The organism is Kribbella sp. NPDC104218, from assembly GCF_055584105.1.
The window spans coordinates 44830-61474 of sequence record NZ_JBVJMQ010000001.1 but is presented as its reverse complement, the minus strand read 5'-3'; the positions used below and the strand labels follow the sequence as shown (position 1 = coordinate 61474).

10 protein-coding genes are annotated in these 16645 nt (G+C 68.2%); 4 read left to right on the top strand and 6 right to left on the bottom strand.

Features of this window, described 5'->3' with window-relative positions:
- Window positions 1-40 precede the first annotated feature (40 nt).
- Genes ACZ6ZD_RS00210 through ACZ6ZD_RS00185 form a run of 6 tightly spaced genes read right to left on the bottom strand, consistent with a single transcriptional unit; the run spans window position 41 to window position 7472 of the window.
- Entirely contained in the window at window positions 41-2209 is a 2169-nt protein-coding gene (locus ACZ6ZD_RS00210; protein ID WP_465666757.1) for a glycoside hydrolase family 31 protein, read from the bottom strand.
- 3 nt (window positions 2210-2212) lie between these two features.
- Window positions 2213-3319, bottom strand: coding sequence for a glycoside hydrolase family 15 protein (locus ACZ6ZD_RS00205; RefSeq protein ID WP_465666755.1), 1107 nt, complete (start codon window positions 3317-3319; stop codon window positions 2213-2215).
- Window positions 3320-3327: 8 nt separating this feature from the next.
- The gene (locus tag ACZ6ZD_RS00200) at window positions 3328-4578 is read right to left on the bottom strand and encodes an ABC transporter substrate-binding protein (RefSeq protein ID WP_465666753.1); all 1251 of its coding nucleotides are present in this window, start codon (window positions 4576-4578) and stop codon (window positions 3328-3330) included.
- A gap of 11 nt (window positions 4579-4589) precedes the next feature.
- Window positions 4590-5414, bottom strand: coding sequence for a carbohydrate ABC transporter permease (locus tag ACZ6ZD_RS00195; RefSeq protein ID WP_465666751.1), 825 nt, complete (start codon window positions 5412-5414; stop codon window positions 4590-4592).
- Window positions 5407-6279 (bottom strand): carbohydrate ABC transporter permease, encoded by an 873-nt coding sequence (locus tag ACZ6ZD_RS00190; RefSeq protein WP_465666749.1) that lies wholly within the window; start codon window positions 6277-6279, stop codon window positions 5407-5409. Before ACZ6ZD_RS00190 ends, ACZ6ZD_RS00195 begins: the two co-directional genes overlap by 8 nt.
- Window positions 6276-7472, bottom strand: a complete 1197-nt coding sequence (locus ACZ6ZD_RS00185; RefSeq protein ID WP_465666747.1) for an ROK family protein — start codon at window positions 7470-7472, stop codon at window positions 6276-6278. Before ACZ6ZD_RS00185 ends, ACZ6ZD_RS00190 begins: the two co-directional genes overlap by 4 nt.
- 199 nt (window positions 7473-7671) lie before the next feature.
- Between ACZ6ZD_RS00185 and ACZ6ZD_RS00180 the strand changes: the two genes are divergently transcribed.
- The 4 genes from ACZ6ZD_RS00180 to tcuA all read left to right on the top strand — a co-directional run bounded on the left by ACZ6ZD_RS00180 (window position 7672) and on the right by tcuA (window position 16566).
- Window positions 7672-8847, top strand: coding sequence for an ROK family protein (locus tag ACZ6ZD_RS00180; RefSeq protein ID WP_465666745.1), 1176 nt, complete (start codon window positions 7672-7674; stop codon window positions 8845-8847).
- 27 nt (window positions 8848-8874) lie between these two features.
- Complete coding sequence (locus ACZ6ZD_RS00175) at window positions 8875-12174, top strand: TIM-barrel domain-containing protein (protein ID WP_465666743.1); 3300 nt, start codon at window positions 8875-8877, stop codon at window positions 12172-12174.
- Entirely contained in the window at window positions 12171-15017 is a 2847-nt protein-coding gene (locus ACZ6ZD_RS00170) for a TIM-barrel domain-containing protein (RefSeq protein WP_465666741.1), read from the top strand. The genes ACZ6ZD_RS00175 and ACZ6ZD_RS00170 overlap by 4 nt, the downstream gene beginning before the upstream one ends.
- A gap of 100 nt (window positions 15018-15117) precedes the next feature.
- Complete coding sequence (gene tcuA, locus ACZ6ZD_RS00165) at window positions 15118-16566, top strand: FAD-dependent tricarballylate dehydrogenase TcuA (protein ID WP_465666739.1); 1449 nt, start codon at window positions 15118-15120, stop codon at window positions 16564-16566.
- Window positions 16567-16645: the final 79 nt, after the last annotated feature.

The following is a 16645-nucleotide window of genomic DNA, read 5'->3' as shown; positions in this document are numbered from 1 at the left end:
TACGGAAGGCCCGGACCTGGTGGTCCGGGCCTTCGTCATGTCAGTGGAAGACGGGGCGGAGCTGGGGCCAGGCCGCGGCGCGGGCGTAGACGGGGACGACGTCGATGGGGACGTCGCGGGTCACGAGGCCGGCGTTGACCGGGGTGCCGGTCCAGACGTCGATCCAGGAGCCGGCTGGTAGGTACGTCGTCCATTCGGTGGCGCCTGGTTCGAGGACGGGGTTGACCAGCAGGTCGTCGCCGAGCAGGTACTGGTGCTGGTGGTTCCAGATCTCGGGGTCGGCGCCGTGGTCGAAGAACAGCGGCCGCATCAGCGGCCGGTCGGAGGCGACGGTCTTGGCCGCTGCGGCGGCCAGGTAGGGGACGAGGCGCTCGCGCAGGTCGGCGAAGGCGCGGAAGACCGGGACGACGCGCTCGTCGCCGGTGGTCTCGGCGACGTGCCAGGGGGTGCGGTCGCGGAGCGGGAGCTGGTGGTGGTTGAACTCCGAGTGGTACTGCATGATCGGCATGAAGACCGAGGCGCCGGCCGCGCGCAGGTACAGCTCGGCGTCCGGCACCGGGCCGGAGAATCCGGCCAGATCCCAGCCCCAGTAGACGATTCCGCAGGAGGCGGCCGAGAGGCCGGCCGTCACCGAGGAGCGGAACGCCGCCCAGGTGGAGTCCTCGTCGCCGGCCCAGAAGACGCCGTGTGCCTGTGAGCCGGTGAAGCCGGCCCGCGAGAACGTGACGGGCGCCTTTCCGGCGGAACGGAGCAGGTCGCCGAAGGTCTCCGCGTAGTGCACCGGGAAGAGGTTGTTGCCTTCGTCGCCGAGTTTGCCGTCGGCGTACCGCAGGTCGTGGCCCCAGGCGTGCTCACCGCCGTCGGTCTTGAAGCCGTCGACATCCAGATCCTCGACCAGGTAGCGCCGTTTCGCCGTCCACCACTCCCGGGTCCGGGCCGAGGTGAGGTCCGGCATCAGCGCCTTCGGAAACCACCAGCCCCGGTTGTGGTACGCCGTACCGTCCGCTTCGAGGACGGCGTGCCCGTCGCGGATCATGGCCGCCGCGTCGGCCGCGACCTGCCCGCCGTCGAACTCGCTCTTCTGCAGCGGGATCTGCCACAGGATGACCTTGATCCCGCGCTGGTGCAGCTCGTCGATCATCGCCTTCGGGTCCGGCCAGGCGCCGTCGGCCGGGTAGGTGTAGTCGCTGCCGGGATGCGCCGTGCCGTCGTCGGTCACGTCGTACCGGGCGTCCCGCCAGATGGTGATGCCCTCCTCGTCGCTCCAGGCTTCGATCACCACCGCGCCGACCGGGATCGCCAGCTCGCGATGGGTGTCCATCCGTGCCAGCACCAGCTCCTGGGTGTTCCACTCGTTGCCGGAGGCCCACAGGCGGAAGACCCAGTCCGGCAGCTCTTCCGCCCGCCCGACTTCGTCTAGGAACGCAGTCAGTACCGCTCCTGGACCCCCGTCGTAGACGGCCAGCTCGACCACCGGCTCCGCACCGAGTGCGACCTCCACCACCAGCTCGTCGCCGACGGAGGAGTACCAGGTACGTCGGGACGTCCGTACGTGGAAGCCCCAGCCGTTGCCATCCGCACCGACCACATGCGCGAACGGCATCGGGAGGTAGGTCCGCCCGTGCGCACCCTGCGATTTGTACTGCTCGAACACCACCGCGTCCAGCGACTTGCCCCGCTGGTCGAGCGCGTCGTACCGCTCGCCGAACCCGACCAACCGATCACCCGGTGCCAACGGCAACCGGAACCGCGCCCGGTGGACGCCGACCGCCGACACCAGCCACTCGACCCCGGACACCCGCCCCTCGCCGCCGCGCACCTCACCACCGCTCGGCTGCCAGGACGCCGGAGCAACCTCGAACCAGTCACTGACCTCTTCCGTCGACCCCTCCGCGCGGAAGCGGTACTTGACCGGCTCCACCACTGGCGGCGTCTCCACCGACCAGCCGCCGTCCCCACCGAGCGCACCGGCCTGGGCGGCGCTCAGGTGGCCCTCGCCACCGGCTAGCGCTGCCGCATCGGCGGCCGCCGTCTCCGCCGGGGCCAGCTCCAGCTCGACGTCCCCCCACTCACAGACGACCCGAGTGACCTCGGAGCCGACCAGTACGCCGAGCCGCACCGGCTGGTCCATCAACGGCAGCACCGGAACCCGCTGGTCGGGGGAGACGGCGTAGGGGTGCTCCACGCCGTACGGACGGTGGGTGATCATCGATCAGTCCTTCTCGAGGAGGCCGAGTTCGTCGGCGAGGATCAGGTACATGCCGTGCGACCACAGCAGTGGGCTGGCGACGGTGCCCCACTTGGCGATCCACTCGGCGCGGGAGTCCGGATGCAGCAGGTGGTGCGGGACCTGCTCAGGCAGATCGCCCTGCTCGTCGGCCTGGTCCGCGATCCACCGCAGATGCCGCAGTGCGCCTTCGGTGTCCCCGGCGACAGCCAGGTTCCAGCCGAGCAGCGCTGACAGCAGGATCCACTGCCCGCCGCCGTAGAACACGTCCGCGGTGAAGCGGTGGACGCCGCCGTCGTAGTCGAGGTCCTTGGCGACCGCGGCCAGCGTCTGCGACGCGAGACCGTCAGCGGCCAGACCGAACGGTACGACGCAGGCCGGCAGCGAACCATCGACAGCCGAGCTCCCCAGCCACTTGGTCAGGTGCCCGTCCACGATGCCCTCGGAGTTGACCAGCGACCGGATGTCCGCCGCGACCTTCAGCACGGCTGCGGACCAGGGTGCCGACCGCAGCTCTGCACAGGTGCCGACAGCAACCAGACCGCCGTGGATCGCACCGAGCGTGGAAACGTGCCGATGCTCGACATGCTCCTCCCACCAGTCGTAACAAGGCCGGTCCCAGAAGGCGACCAGGTAATCGACTGCGACATCGATCCCGGCCCGCCAGCGGGACAGGTCCGCTCCGTGCCGGGCGGCGTGGGTCACGACCGCCCACAGCCACATCCCGTAGCCGTCGGTCTGGAAGTCCCACCACGGGTCCGACCCGTCCTCGCCGTCGAACGTGAACCGGGTGGGCAGCATCGCCTCGTTGGACGGCGACTCGGCCGCACGCAATGCATCCACCTGCCCGCGCCGCCGGACCAGTACGTCGTTCACCCAGTCGTGGAACCGCTCGACCGACTCGACATCGCCGTACCGCGAGATGCCCTCCGCGGTGAACGAGCCGTCGCGGAGCCAGGCGTAGCCGCGGTACGCCGAGAAGGTCGGCGCGGCCGGGTAGGCGCCGCCCGGATCCTGGTGCTCGGTGATGACGGCGTGGCTGTGCCGCGCGAGGTGGCGCAGCCGGGCCAGTTCGGCGGGATCGGAGATCATCGAGGCGCTCACTTCTTCAGCAGGGCGTTGACCTTGGCCTGGGCGTCCTTCAGGGCCTGCTCGACCGGCTTGCGGCCGGCAGCGGCCGAGCCGAGCTCGGCGGTGACCGCGTCCTGCATCTCCTGCTGACGCTCGATCACCGGCGGCAGCACGGTCGCGTCCAGCGCGCTGAACACGGCCTCGCGGTTGGCCGGCTTCGGCTGGCTCAGGTACGGCGCCAGCTTGGCCTGGTCGGCGACTGGCGGCAGCTCCCATGAGGTGTCCAGCCGGGTCTTGACGGTCTCGTCGGACGACGCCAGGAAGCTGATCCACTTCTGCGCGGCCTCGGCGTTCTTCGAGGCGGCCGAGACGACCAAGCCGTTGACGAACATCGCCGAGGCCTTCTGGGTGTTGCCGGGCTCGACCACGACGTCCCAGTCGAACGGCGCGTCGGCCATCGCGGAGAACATCCAGATCCCGGTGTGCCACATCGCGAGCTTGCCGGACTTGAACAGCTTGGAGTCGAAGTCCGGCGTCCCCGAACCGTCCGCCTCGGTCGGCATCGACTTCCCGACCTTCTCGACCAGGAACTTGGCCGCCTCGACGCCCTGCGGGGAGTCGAACACCGCAGCGGTCTTGTCGGCGTTCAGGAACTCTCCGCCGTTCTGCGCCAGCACCTTGTAGAACTCGTTGTACGAGACCGGCTGGTAGTCGCCCCAGGTCTTGGTCGCCTTGTCGGTCAGTTTCGCCGCGGCGGCCTGTTCGTCCTTCCAGGTCCAGTCGGCGGTCGGCTCGGCCACGCCGGCCTTCTTGAACAGCGCCTTGTTGTAGAACAGGACGACATTCGAGAACGACTCCGGTACGCCGTACTGCTTCCCGTCGGCGTTGTAGGCGTCGAACAGCGCCTTCTTGTACGCCGAGCCGTCGACGCCCTTGAGCTCGGCCAGCGAACCGTTCTTCGCGTACGTCACGAAGTTCTCGTAGTTCAGCTCGAAGCTGTCGGCCGCGGTCCCGCCGGCCACCGAGGTCTGCAGTTTGGTGAAGTAGTCGGCGTACGGCACGGTCTCGACCTGGACGGTGATGTCCGGGTTGGCCGTCTGGAACGCGGTCACGATCGCGGCCAGGTCCTTCTCGTGGCCGCCGTTGGCGGAGAAGTTCATGTACCGGACGACGGCCTTGCCGTCCGGCGCGGCCTCCTGCTTGGTCGCCGAGCCCTGGCCACACGCGGTCAGGGCCAGCGCCGCGGTGAGGCCGATCGCCCCGAACTTGAGAATGCGCATTGCCGTTCCTCTCACTTGATACCGGTGTGGGCGACGCCGGCGATGATGTGCCGCTGCGCGAGCAGGTACACGATGGCGATCGGGACGATCGAGACGACGGAACCCGCCATCATCACGTCCCACTGCGTGGTGAATCGGCCCTGCAGCGTCGACAGCCCGAGCGGCAGGGTCATGAACTCCGGCGACCGGATCACCACCAGCGGCCAGAGGAAGCTGTTCCAGCTGCCCATGAACGCGAAGACCGCGACGGTCGCCAGGGCGGGCCGGATCAGCGGCAGCACGATGGTGGTGAAGATCCGCAGGTGCCCGGCGCCGTCGATCGTGGCCGCCTCGTCCAGCTCGGCCGGGACGGCGGTGACCGCCTGCCGGAGCAGGAAGACGCCGAACGCCGAGGCGATCGTCGGCGCCAGCAGCGCGAAGTAGGTGTCCTGCAGGTTGAAGGTCTTCATCTCGATGAACAACGGCACGACCAGCACCTGCAGCGGCACCATCAAGGTGGCCAGGTAGAAGCCGAACACCACGTTCTTCAACGGGAAGTGCAGCCGGGCGAAACCGTAGGCCGCCATCGAACCGGTGATCAGCTGGAGGACGGTCGAGACCATCGCGATGATCAGCGAGTTCGCCAGGATCCGCCAGATCGGGAGTGCATCCAGCAGCGTCCGGTAGGCGTCGGCGGTCGGGTTGTCGACGAACAGCGTCGGCCCGTCGGCCAGTGAGCCCTCCGGGGTGATCGAGGTGATCACCGTCCACAGGAACGGGAAGAGCATGATCGCCGCGCCGGCCAGGACGGCGACGTACAGTGCGATGGTCGCGGGCAGGGATCGGGTCTCACGCATAGTGCACCCACTTCTTCTGGCCGCGGACCTGGACGACCGTGATGACCATGATCAGCGCGAACAGGATCCAGGACAGCGCCGACGCCTCGCCGGCCCGGCCGTAGCGGAAGGTGAGGTCGTAGATCTGGCCGACGACGACCTGGCTGGAGCCGGCCGGGCCGCCCGCGGTCATCACGAAGACCTGGTCGAACACCTGGAAACCGTTGATCAGCGAGATCACCACGACGAAGAACGTGCTCGGCGACAGCAGCGGCATCGTGATCCGCCAGAACCGCTGCCACGCGCTCGCGCCGTCCACCTTCGCGGCCTCGTGGAAGTCGCTCGGGATGGACTGCAGCCCGGCCAGCAGGATCACCATCACGAACCCGAGGTCCTTCCAGGCCGACGACAGGATCACCGCCGGGAGCGCCCACTGCGGGTCGGTCCACCAGCCCGGCTCAGGGAGCCCGACGGCGCCGAGCAACTGGTTCACCAGACCGTTGGACGGGTTCAGCAGCCACTTCCAGACCAGCGCGACGACGACCCAGCTGGTGACGACGGGGAGGAAGTAGGTGGCGCGCAGAAAGGAGCGGCCCTTGAGCTTCTGGTTCAGCGCCAGCGCCAGCAGCAGCCCGCCGGCGTAGACCAGCGGAAGGTAGCCGGCGACGTACAACAGCGTGTGTAGGAAGACCTTGCGAGTGACCTCGTCCGACAACAGGTTGGTGTAGTTGCGGAGCCCGACCCACTCCATCGGCGAGATCAGGTTCCACTTGTGCAGGCTGACCCAGAACGACGACACCATCGGGACTAGCGTGAACAGGCACAGCGGAATCGCGCTGGGCAGCAGGAAGAACAGCACCCAGCCGAGGTTCTTCCACTTCCTCATGCGGTGCCCAGCCGGGCGCGGACCAGGCGGCTCTGCTCGCCGCCGTTGCCGGCCGAGTCGAACGGGCTCGACAGCACCAGCGACGCCGCGCCCCGGGCCCACTGCATCTCCGTCCACGGCTCCACCACCACGGGCACCGCTTTGCGGGCCGGTAGCAACGATCGCCGGAACGACGGCTCGAACCCGGTCTGCCAGAACTCCCATCCGTCCACTCCTTCACCCATCACGACCACGACCTCGGGGTCCACGGTGTGGATCACTCCGGCCAGTGCGCGGCCGAGCATCGAGCCCGCCGCGGCGAAGATCTCCCGGGCGGCGGCGTCCCCGCCGCTGGCCGCCCGCAACAAGGTGCCGACGGTGCCGCGCGGGCCGATGACGCCCTGTTCGCGGCCGATCCGCTGCAGCCCGGCGGCGCCGATGTGCGCCTCCAGACAGCCGGTCGATCCGCAGGTGCACGGCGGCTCGTCCGGCCCGGACGGCCAGACCGGGATGTGCCCGATCTCGCCGGCGCCGCCGTTCGCGCCGCGGTAGATGCCGCCGTCGACGACGATCCCGCAGCCGATACCGCGCCCGATCGTCACCAGTACGTACGCCGAGTGGTCGCGCCCGATGCCGTAGAGCCGTTCGGCGGCGGCCAGTGTGTTGACGTCGTTGTCGACCAGGACCGGCGAACCGATCGCCGCTCGCAGCATCGGACCGATTTGCGCCGCGTGCCAGCCGAGCGTCGGCGCGTCGACGACCCCGGACGCCTGTGAGTCCACGGACCCCGGTACGCCGACGCCCACGCCGAGCAGCCGGTCGTCCAGCGCCGACGCCTCGCCGGCGAGCAGCCGACCGAGCCGCGGTACGGCGTCCGCGGCGCTCGCGTCGTACGGGTGTTCGGTGGCCGAGCGGATGCTGCCGTCGAGCTCGACCGTGACGACCGCGACGTGGTCCGCGGTCACCTTGGCGCCGAGTGCGACGCCGGCGTCACGGACCAGGCCGAGCAGCCGGAACGGGCGGCCGCCCTTGGACGGGACCGACTCGAGCTCCTCGATCAGCCCGCGGGCGATCAGGTCCTTGGTCACCTGGGTGACGGTGGCGGGGCTCAGGCCGAGGGCGCGGGCGATGTCGGTGCGGGCGGTCGGGCCCTGCGTCCCGAGCAACCCGACGATGCCGGACGGCACCAGGTCACCGCGGGGTATCTGCGCCACGTCTGCTCTCCTCCAGGACTTACTTCGGCACTAAATTTAGGAGGAAACTAAGCCCGGGCGGGGTTGTGGTCAAGAGCTCGGTGCGTTGTTGCCGAGCGTCGTCCGGTGATTACTCAGGTCCTGACCTGTTGACCACCCGGTTCGCCGTGATCTACCTTCCGAACCACTTCCTTCGGTGACCTAAGTAAGGGGTGGCAGGGTGCAGCAGGTCCGGGCGGGCAGTAAGGAGCTGATCCGTGAGATCAATTCCTCCCTCGTGCTGGGCGAGCTGCGCGGCGGGCTCGTCTCACGGACGGAGCTGGCCAAACGCACCGGTCTGAGCCTGCCGACGGTCTCGGAGATCGTGGCCGAGCTGATCGCCGCCGGCGTCGTCGAGGAACGTGCGGTCGCCCGCTCCGGCGGCGGCCGGCGTCCGGTCCTGCTCGGGCTGCGCGCCGACGCGGGGTACGTGATCGGGATCAAACTCACCGAGACCCAGGTGGTCGCCGTCCTGACCGACCTGAGCGCCGGGATCGTCGCGCGCGCCACCCACGAGCTGCGGCCCGGGCTGGACGCGGTGCTGCAGACCGTCGCCGCCGTCGTCGCCGAGTTGTCGATCGGCCGATCCCTGTACGGCGTCGGGATCGGACTGGCCGGCGTCATCGAGCGGTCCTCCGGCGTCGTCCGGCACGGAACGTACTCCGACTGGCACGACGTCGCACTCGGAAAGCTGCTCGAGGAGCGGCTGGGCGTGCCGGTCGTGATCGACAACGACGTGAACACGCTGGTCGCCAACGAGCAGTGGTTCGGCGCCGGCCGCGGGGTCGCCGACATGGCCGTGGTCAGCGTGGGTCGCGGTATCGGTCTGGGGATGGTGCTCGACGGCCGGCTCTACCGGGGTTCCGGTGGCGGCGCCGGCGAGTTCGGCCATACCAAGATCGTTGCCGATGGCCCTGAATGTGACTGTGGCGGGCGCGGCTGTCTGGAGGCGATCATCGGTGCGCCGGCGATCGTCGCCCGGGCCGGGACCGCCACCATCGCCGACGCCGTGGCCGCCGCCCGGCTCGGCGACGAGGACTGCCGAGAGATCTTCGCCGACGTCGGCCGGGTGCTGGGGACCGCGGTCGGCAATCTGGTCAACCTGCTCAACCCCCGGCTGATCGTGCTGGCCGGCGAGGGCACCAGGGCCCGGGACCTGTTCGCGGACCACTTCGACACCGCCCTGCGCGCGGCGGTGTTCGACGGGCTGCGCCGGGATCTCGAGGTCGTCGTGGACGACTGGGACGACGAGGCCTGGGCGCGTGGCGCCGCCGGCCTGTTCCTGGCCGAACTGTTCCAGCCCAACCTGCGACCCGACGAGGCCGGTCGCCCGTCGCTCACCGCGCGCACCGCCTGAACTTCTCCGACAGACAGTGAGGCTGCCATGAGGGTCCCCCGAACCCGCCTGATCGCCGCGATCCTGGTGCTCGCGACGGTCCTGTTCCAGTTCACTCCCGTCCCTGCCTTCGCCGGCACGCTGACCGGCGTGTTCCACGCGCCGCACGGCGCCGACGAGCTCTACAACACCACCGCCACCGAGCGGGCGCCGCGCGACCCGATGGCCGGGGAGGCGGTGCAGCTCAAGCTGACCACCTGGCCCGTCTCGTCCGGGCAGACCGCCTGGATCACCTGGACCAAGAACGGCATCGCGCAGACTCCGATCGGCGCGTCCTTCGACTACAACTCCGGGAACAACACGTACTGGAAGATCGCCATGGGCAGCTTCGTCCGCGGCGACAAGATCACCTACACGGTGAACGCCGACGTGGACGGGGCGAACCAGAAGTCCACCGGGCCGTTCTCGTTCGCGGTGACGTCGTTCTCCGGGGCCGGTAACGTGACCGGTTTCGTCAACAACGGCACGACCGTCGACGTCACCACCAGCGACACCGCGGGCAGCTTCACGCCGAAGATCCGGTTCGCGTTCCCCGGGATCGACCGGTTCCGCGTCCAGGTCGCGCCGACCGGGACCGGGCTCAACATCCCGGGGTCGGCGGCGTACACACTGACCGACAGCCCGACCACGCTGCAGCTGGCGACGGCGAAGGTGGTCGTGAAGATCCAGAAATCGCCGTACCGGGTGGCGGTCTACAAGGGGGACGGGACGACGCTGATCGCCCGGCAGTACGACCCGGCGACCTTCCGCAACACCGGCTGGGCCAGCGACGGATCGACCACGGTCAGCAAGATCGAGGACCACTGGCTGTCGCCGTCCGGTGAGCGGTTCGAGGGGCTGGGGGAGCGGTACGACACGCTCAACCAGCGCGGGAAGGACGTCCACAACTACGTCTACAACCAGTACCAGGACCAGGGTCAGACCGCGCGGACCTACCTGAGCGTGCCGTTCTACACCAACTCGGCGGGCTACGGCGTCTACATCCCGAGCACCCGGTACTCGATCTTCAACCTGTGCACGTACCTGCCCGACATGGCCGGGTTCACCACCGACACCGGTGGCGCTCTGAACTCGACGATGGACTACTACTTCTTCACCGGCACGCGGGCCGAGATCCTCGACCAGTACACCGCGACCACGGCCCGGCCCAAGCTGCCGCCGAAGTGGTCGTTCGGGCTGTGGGGCTCGGCCAACGAGTGGAACACCCAGGCCGAGGTCAACGCCGAGCTCGCGAACTTCACCTCGCACCAGATCCCGCACAGCGCGATGGTGCTCGAGCAGTGGAGCGACGAGGCGACGTTCTACCTGTGGCACGGCGCGACCTACACGCCGAAGGCCGGCAGTCAGGCTCTCTCGTACGCCGATCTGACGTTCCCGCCCGGCGGCGCGTGGACCGACCCGAAAGCGATGGTGACGGCCGCCCACAACCAGGGCGTCAAGGTGGTGCTCTGGCAGATCCCCGTGCTGAAACAGGACTTCGACACCAATCCAGCGACGCCGCCGCAGCAGCACGTCAACGACCGTGACTATGCGGTTGCCCAGGGCTACGTTCTGGGCGACGGCGCCGGCAGCCCTTACCGCGTGCCGGCCGGTCAATGGTTCGGTAACTCGACCGTCCCGGACTTCACCAGTACGGCGGCCACGAACTGGTGGATGAACAAGCGGTCCTACCTGTTCGACGACGTCGGTATCGACGGGCTCAAGACCGACGGCAGCGAGGCCGTGTTCGGCCGGAACGTCACGAGTGCGTCCGGCCGCAAGGGCGACGAGCTGCACAACGCTTATCCGAACGAGTACACCCGCGTCTACAACGACTTCGTCACCACCAAGAAGGGTGCCCAGGGCACCTTGTTCAGCCGGGCCGGTACGTCGGGCGCCCAGGCGAACTCCATCTTCTGGGCCGGTGACCAGGCGTCCACGTTCGACGCGTTCCAGCAGGCCGTCCGGGCCGGTCAGAGCGCCGGACAGAGCGGCGTACCGTTCTGGTCGTGGGATCTGGCGGGCTTCACCGGGAGCTTCCCGAGCAGCGAGCTGTACCTGCGGTCGGCGGCCCAAGCGACGTTCTCGCCGGTCATGCAGTACCACTCGGAGAAGGCGAACCCGGCCATCTCCGAGGCCCGGACGCCGTGGAACGTGCAGGCGCGGTCGGGGGACAGCACGGTGATCCCGAAGTTCCGCAAGTTCGCCAACACCCGGATGAACCTGATCCCGTACCTGTACACCGAGGCCAAGAACGCCTCGACCACCGGACTGCCGATGATGCAGTCGATGAGTGTGGCCTACCCGAACGACGCCACCGCGGCCGCGCAGGACCAGCAGTACATGTTCGGCCGGCAGTTGCTGGTGGCACCCATCACCACGCAGGGCGCGACCAGCAAGAGCGTCTACCTGCCCGCCGGTGAGTGGTACGACTTCTGGAACGGCGGCCGTGCACAAGGCGCCGGGACCAAGACCTACAACGCCGACACCGGCACCATCCCGGTCTACGCCAAGGCCGGCGCGATCGTCCCGCTGAACCTGAACGCGGCGTACGAGCTCGGTGGGAACATCGGCAACAGCGTGGACAACTACACCAACCTGGCCTTCCGCATCTACCCGTCCGGCACGACCAGCTACGGCTACTTCGAGGACTCCGCCAACCAGACGCGTACGGTGACCTCGACGGAGAACTTCGCCGGTCATCAGGTCACGGTCAGCGTTCCGCCCCTGTCGACCAAGAGCACCCTGCAGGTCGCGTCGTCCAAGCCCACGAGCGTCACCAAGGGCGGTACGGCGATGACGGCGCATGCGACCCTGGCCGCGCTCCAGTCCGCCACCGAAGGGTGGTACTGGGATCCGGTCCAGCAGCTCACGCTGGTCAAGACCGCCTCCAGCGCATCGGCTCGGAGCATCGTTCTCAACGGTGTCGACAAGGCGGCGTACGAGGCCGAGTTCGGTAGCAACAGCGGTACGACGACCAACACGGATCACCCGGGCTACACGGGTACGGGTTTCGTGGACGGCTTCGAGACCGCAGGTGACTACGTGCAGGTCGACACGAACGCGGACGTCGCGGGCAGTCACGTGATCAAGCTGCGCTACGCCAACGGCGCCGCGACGACGGCGACCCGAACGATCCAGGTCGACGGCGTCAGCGTCGGCACCGTCAATCTGCCGAGCACCGGGAACTGGGACACCTGGGGGACGGCGACCGTGACCACGAGCCTGTCCGCCGGTAAACGGGTGGTCAAAGTCCTCGCGGGGTCCGGCGGGATCAACCTCGACAACGTGACGGTGGCCCGCCCATGAAACGGCTGATGGCATTCGTCCTCCTCGTTCCGCTCCTGGTGGTGCTGCCGGCGCAGACCGCGCAGGCCGCCGTCCAGCGGGTCCAGTTCACGGCCGGCGGCAACTATCTGGTCGTCGAGTTCCTGGACGACGACCTGGTGCACTTCGAGACGGGAGCCGGTAGCGGCCCGGGGACCGGGACGCCGATCTTCACGACCAGTCAGATCGCCAAGACCAACTACGCCGGACCGACCAGCTTCAACCAGGCCGGCAACACGCTGACGACGGCGGGTCTCAAGGTCGAGGTGAATGCGACCACGCTGTGCGCGACCATCACCGACACCACTCGTTCGCCACAGCTGGTGCTGAACACCACCTGCCCGCGCAACCTGAACCAGGCCTGGAAGGGACTCAGCTTCACCAAGTCCTCGATGCAGAACGCCTACGGTCTCGGCGAGCAGTTCTTCATGGGCGGCAGCGCGGACGGCGACTGGGTCGGACGCCAGCGCACCAGCGGCGCCTACGGCAACGCGATGCTCTACGACACCGACAACGGCCCGGTGGGCAACGCCCAGATCCCGGTGCTGTTCGCGGTCGGGGCCAACACGACCAACTACGGGATGTTCGTCGACCAGGTCTACAAGCAGGACTGGAACCTGACCGGCGACCCTTGGACGCTGGACACCTACGGCGATCAGCTGCGCTGGTACGTCATGTCCGGACCGGATCTGCCGGATCTCCGCAAGGACTACCTGGAGCTGACCGGGCGGTCGCCGGTGCCGCCGAAGAAGGCGTTCGGCCTGTGGATGTCGGAGTTCGGCTACGACAACTGGGCCGAAGCCGACAACGCCCTGGCGAGCCTGCGGAGCAACAAGTTCCCGACCGACGGGCTGATGCTCGACGTGCAGTGGTTCGGCGGGGTGACGGCCGGGTCGGACAACACCCGGATGGGCACGCTGGACTGGGATACGGCCAACTTCCCGAATCCGGCGACGAAGCTCGCGTCGTACAAGAACACCCATGGCGTCGGGGTGATGACGATCGAGGAGTCCTATATCGGGAAGAACCTCCCCGAGCACTCCGCGATGGCGACGCCCGGCTACCTCGTCCGGGCGGGCTGCTCGAGTTGCAGCCCGGTCTACCTGACCGGCAACGACTGGTGGGGCCGCGGCGGCATGATCGACTGGACGCAGCCCGCGGCCGGCGCGCAGTGGCACAACACGCAGCGGCAGCCGCTGGTCAACGACGGCGTCATGGGGCACTGGCTCGACCTGGGCGAACCCGAGATGTACGACGGCAACGACTGGACGGCCGGTGTGCTGCCGGGCAAGCACGCCCACTCCGACTACCACAACCTGTACAACCTGGAGTGGGCCCGCAGCATCGCCAAGGGCTACACCGACAACTCGGTGCAGCAGCGGCCGTTCATGCTGGCCCGGTCCGCCGCGGGCGGCATCCAGCGCACCGGTACGGCGATCTGGTCCGGCGACATCGGATCGAAGCTGACGGCGCTGGCCGCGCAGCAGAACACGCAGATGCAGATGTCGATGTCGGGCATCGACTACTACGGCTCGGACATCGGCGGCTTCCGGCGGGAGATGCTGAACACCGACCTGAACGAGCTGTACACCCAGTGGTTCGCGAACTCGTCGTGGTTCGACGTACCGATCCGGCCGCATACCGAGAACCTGTGCAACTGCGCGAAAACGGCTCCGGACTCGATCGGCGACGTACCGAGCAACCTGGCGAACCTGCGTCAGCGGTACGAGCTGACGCCGTACTACTACTCGCTGGCGCACAAGACCTACACCAACGGCGACCCACTGATTCCACCGCTGGTCTACCACTACCAGAACGACCCGAACGTCCGGGAGATGGGCCACCAGAAGCTGATCGGCAAGGACCTGTTGGTCGGGGTCGTCGCCGGCGCCAACCAGCGCAAGCGTGACGTCTACCTGCCGGCCGGGACCTGGTACGACTACTACACCAACACCAAGACGGTGAGCACCGGGCAGAACCTGGCCGACGTACCGCTGTGGCGCAACGGCAAGTTCCAGCTCCCGGCGTACGCCCGTGGCGGCGCGATCATCCCCAAGATGCACGTCGACGACCAGACGATGAACGTTCTCGGGAAGCGCGCCGACAGCTCGACGCGCAACGAGCTCGTGGCGCGGGTCTACTCCGACCCGACCGCCTCGTCGTTCCAGCTCGCAGAGGACGACGGGGCGACGGTCGGCTACCAGACCGGATCCAAGCGGACCACAGATCTGTCGCAGTCCCGCTCGGGCGCCACAGCGACCGTCGGCATCGCCGCCTCCAGCGGCACCTACACCGGCGCCCCGTCGTCGCGCCAGAACGTGGTGGAACTCGTCGCCGACACACAGGCCTCGGGCGTCACTCTCAACGGAACCGCCTTGACCCAGCACGCGAACAAGGCGGCCTTCGACGCAGCGGCCAGTGGCTGGTACAACGCCGGCGGCAACCTGGTCGTGGCGAAGTCGGCGGCGGTGTCGGTGACGACAGCCAAGTCGTTCGTCTTCACCCTTGGTCAGGCGGTTGTCACCAAGACCTTCAGCTGCGCCAATGGCACCACTACGTCGGGGCAGTCCGTCTACGTGGTCGGCGACATCCCACAGCTGGGCGCCTGGTCCGTCGCCAGCGCGGTGAAGCTCTCGCCGACCAGCTACCCCACCTGGACAGGGACGATCGCCAATCTGCCGCCGAACACCAACGTCGCGTGGAAGTGCATCAAACGCCAAGAGACCAACTACCCAGCGACCGCCGACCAGTGGGGTCCAGATCCGAACAACACCTTCACCACTCCGGCTACTGGCAGTGGCGGAACCACTACTGGAACGCTATGACCTTGGTGCGGACCGGCTTCGGCCGGTCCGCACCGTTTTGCTTATAGGCAGTGGTCGAGAACACATGACCATTCAATTTAGGTAAGGCTAAGCTCATGGCATGCGTGATCCGGAGGTTGTGGTGGTGGGCGGCGGGAACGCCGGTTACTGCGCGGCGCATGCGGCGGCCGAGCGGGGGCGACGCGTTGTCCTGCTGGAGAAGGCGCCACGAGCGCAGGCCGGCGGGAACAGTTACTACACGCTCGGATCGACCCGGATGGTGCATGACGGGCTCGATGATCTGATCGAGGTTCTCGAGCCGGACGAGCGGCACGCGCGGACCGAGGTCCCGCCGTACTCGGCGGCGGAGTTCCTGGACGATCTGGAGCGGGTCACCGGCGGACGCGGTGACAAGGAGCTCGCCGAAACGGTCGTCGACGGCTCGCGGGATGCCGTCCGCTGGCTCCATGGGCTGGGGCTGCGCTTCCAGCTGATGTACGACCGGCAAGCGCATCAGCAGCCCGACGGGAGCTTCGTCTTCTGGGGCGGTTCGCATGTGAGCAATGTGGACGGCGGCCCCGGGCTGATGGCGGTCCACGAGCGAATCGCGGCGCGGCTCGGGGTCGAGGTGCGCTACGACTGCGCCGTCACCGAGCTGATGACGGACGGCGATGCGGTCGTCGGCGTCCGGATCGGTGATCAGGAACTCGCGGCGGAGTCGGTGGTGATCGCCAGCGGCGGTTTCCAGGCGAACGCGCAATGGCGTCAGCGGTATCTGGGTGACGGCTGGCAGCACGCGAAGGTGCGGGGGACGCCGTACAACACCGGCGACCTGATCGGCGCGGCGCTGGAGATCGGCGCGGACCGCGGCGGCGACTGGTCTACTTGCCACAGCGTTCCGTGGGACGCGTCGTTCCCCGAGAACGAGAGCAATCGCACGCTGACGAACCGGCTCAGCCGGTACGGCTACCCGCTCGGCATCGTGGTCAACCGCCGCGGCCAACGGTTCCTCGACGAAGGCGCGGACTTCCGGAACTACACGTACGCGAAGTACGGCAAGGTGATCCTCGATCAGCCGGGATCGGTGGCCTTCCAGGTGTTCGACGCGACGTCGCGCGCGATGCTGGCGGCGTACGAGTACGAGATGCCCGGGATCGAACCGGTGGTCGCCGACAGCCTCGAAGGACTGGCCGCGGCGATGGACGTCGACGTCGACGGATTCGTGCGGACGGTACGGGAGTTCAACGCGTCGATCGACACCAGCCGGCCGCTCGATCCGACGATCAAGGACGGTCGTTGCGCGTCGGTCCAGCCGGTCAAGAGCAACTGGGCCGCGGCGCTCGAGGCCGGGCCGTATTACGCGTACCCGGTCACCTGCGGGATCAGTTTCACCTTCGGTGGTCTCCGCGGGGACGTCGACGGCCGGGTGCTGGACCGATCGGACGTGCCCATCCCCGGTCTGTTCGCCTGCGGTGAGACCCTCGGCGGACTCTTCAGCGGCAACTATCCGACCGGCGCCGGCCTGACGGCGGGAATGGTGATCGGGCGCCGGGCGGGCACGCTCGCGTGAGACGTCTCATGAGACCACTAAAGATAGGCTTGCCTAAGTTGTTGATGCTATCGTCACCCCTCGATGAGGGGGTGGGGCG